Origin of the sequence: Pseudomonas ovata, from assembly GCF_003131185.1 — a bacterium.
Lineage (GTDB): Bacteria > Pseudomonadota > Gammaproteobacteria > Pseudomonadales > Pseudomonadaceae > Aquipseudomonas > Aquipseudomonas ovata.
This window is the reverse complement of the sequence record NZ_QFFU01000048.1, coordinates 1-2,902: the sequence shown is the minus strand read 5'-3', so window position 1 is coordinate 2,902 and position 2,902 is coordinate 1. Positions and strand designations below refer to the sequence as shown.

Annotated in this window: 1 protein-coding gene and 1 pseudogene; both read left to right on the top strand. The window is 60.6% G+C overall.

Annotated elements, in window-relative coordinates; all coding sequences use genetic code 11:
* Positions 1-981, top strand: a 981-nt coding sequence (locus DGA31_RS29315) for an RHS repeat-associated core domain-containing protein (protein ID WP_161959250.1), incomplete at its 5' end; no start/stop codon positions are given.
* 251 nt (positions 982-1,232) lie between these two features.
* Positions 1,233-2,902 (top strand): annotated as a pseudogene (locus DGA31_RS29310) (sugar-binding protein); the annotation flags it as partial.

Genomic DNA, 2,902 nt, shown 5'->3' with positions numbered 1-2,902 from the left:
AGCCTGAGCGGCTACAACGGCGAGATGCTCGACAGCGCCACGGGCTGGTACCTGCTGGGCAAGGGCTACCGGGCCTACGACCCGGCACTGATGCGCTTTCACAGCCCCGACAGCCTGAGTCCGTTCGGCAGCGGCGGCCTGAACCCCTACACTTACTGCCTGGGCAACCCCATCGCCCTGCACGACCCCACAGGCCACTTCGCTTCGAGCACCAGTAGCCGTACGCGCATCCGCCACGATGATGTGGGGCCGGAAGAATCGAAAGGCGGAGGCTTTCCCTGGCTGATGGCTGTCATGGGTGCCGTTATGGTCGCCATTTCGGTGGCAGCTGTGGTGGGCTCCTTGGGAGCAGCCTTTCCTGCAATGATAGGTGCAACAGGTGCGGTTGCAAAACTGGCTGCCAGCACGGCAGGCATTATGTTGACAACCCTCAGCGTAGGAGCCAAGACAGCAGGCGTGGCTGCTATTGCAGGCGTTACCGCCGGAGTTGTCTCAGCTCCGGTGATAGGATCTGTGTCAGCTGTCGTAAACGCCAGTGCTCAAAGCGTTTCTCTGGGGTTATCGAGTACCACGATGGCAGCCAGAACGGCGGGAAAGCAAGGGACAGTGATAGACACGCTTGAGTACATCGACTATGCCGTGACGCCCTTGACTCTGACCGATCTGATTGTCTCCATGGCCAAGAAAGCATCAACTCTAACAACCAAAAACAGCCTGCCAGCGCTTTCAAATATAGTCCAAGGCACAAAATCTTCGGTAAAAGGACTGTTTGCTTCGGAACGTTCCTCAGCCGGTATAACAGTATCTAAACCTATTGTTCGTCGAGCCAGCGTCTCATCAATCTCCGATTCACTTTCTGAACCCCTGCCGGGGAGTCGCAGGTCATCAGTAGCCGAAAGTTCGACAGGTTCCGCACATCCAGCCATTCCAGAAAGTCCGGCAGAGGCGGTGCCCAACCAGACAGTTCGTGGCCAAGCGTAGGACGCTTACAGGGGCTGGGGTAACAGACTTTAGACGTCGGGCCGGGAACCGTGTCCTTGCATTCCAGAAACTCTCCTTCAGGGTGCTCTCCTTATCGACGAGAGTACGCAGGCCGCCGTTCAAGGGGCTGATGCCCGCAGTTGTACGCCCTGTACTGACAGATCCGCTAGGTTTCAGGCCGGTGCCAGAGCGGTATGGTGGTCGCCAGCCCCCCGGCTTCGGCCCTTATGCTCCAAGGAAGGTGCAACCCGATGAGCACGTCAAATTCCGTCCACTCCAATGCGCTCAACTTCGTGGGTTTTGTCGACAACGGCGTCGACCCGCGAACCGGCCAGTACACGATGTCGATCAACCTGCCCGACGTGGCCGCCAACAACCTGCGCGGGCCGGACGTCAAGCTGTCGCTGGCCTTCAACCCGCTCAACACCCAGGACCTGGGTTTCGGCACCGGCTGGGAGCTTGCGCTGACGCAGTACAACCCGCGCAATAACGTGATTGCGCTCAGCACCGGTGAAACCTTCAAGGTCACCGGCACCAGTGGCAGCAACGACCGGTTGCAGATGAAGGAACAGAAACTCGACAGTTTTCATCTGCATGATCTCAAGGACACCCCGTCCGAGTGCTCCTACCGGGTGGTGCATAAATCCGGCACGGTTGAGTGGCTCAAGCCGCAGGGCAGCGCCCAGAACGGCTTGCACGTGCCCGCCAGGATCCAGTCACCGGCCGGGCACTGGGTCGAACTCGTCTACACCACCCATGACGGCCACCCGATGCTCAAGAGCATCGAGGACGCTGACGGGCACGTCCTGCTGAGCGTGGAACACACCTCTTCGCAAGTGGCCCTGCTCGTGCAGCCCTACGCCAGCGACGAGCCGCTGGCGCGCTTTGTCATGGTGTTCAAAGAAGATTCGCGCCATGTCGTGCGCATCGAATTGCCCACTGACAACCAGGCCTCCTGGCGCTTCGAATACGCGATGATCCGTAACCACCTGTGTATCGTCAAAGTCCAGACCCCGACCGGCGCCCATGAATCGGTGTCCTATGGCGACAACGGCGATGCCGGGCATGCTTTCCCTTCAGGCAGCGGGCGCACTGCGTTGCCACGGGTGACCCGCCATGTGCTCGATCCGGGCTCGGGCCAGGCGCCGGTGGATGTGCGCTACCGCTATCAGCTGTCACATGGCGACACCAACTTTCTCGGGGCCGGCCTGAACATTACCTGGGCCGACGACGGACTGGACAATCTCTACAAATACATCGGCGACTATGCGTACCAGAGCGTCGAGAGCCTTTACATCGAAGACGAGCCGGTACGGCGCATCGAGCGCACGTTCAATCAGTTCCACTTGCAGACCTTGCAGACGACCGTCCAGGGCAATGCCGTCTACAGCACCGAAACCACCTATCACCTGCTGCAAAACGTGGCCTATGACAAGCAGCCCAGCATCTGCCAGATCCCCCGCACCGTCACCACGCGCTGGCGCCTCGCCAACGATCCGACCCTCATACGCAGTGAGACCGTGGAAACCACTTTCGACGTGCATGGCAACCTGTTGACCCAGCGCCAGCCCGATGGGGTGCTGGAAACCAGCACCTGGTACCCGGCCGACGGCGCCGAGGACGGCTGCCCGCCGGACCCTGAAGGTTTTGTGCGCCATTTGAAGTCCAGGACCGTGACGCCGGCGCCTGCCGCGACGGCGGCACCGGTGCTGTGCAGCCGTTATCGCTACCTGGCCCTGCCCGCCCTGGCAGACAGCGGGCTGCCCGACTTCGTCACCCGCGAGAGCGAAACCCTGGTGCAACTCGACCTTGATGATGAAACCGAACAGCAACTGCACTACACGCACTTCAGCTACCTCAATGCGCCAGGCAACCCCTTCGAGCATGGGCGCATCAGCCGCACCACCGAGACGCTCAACGG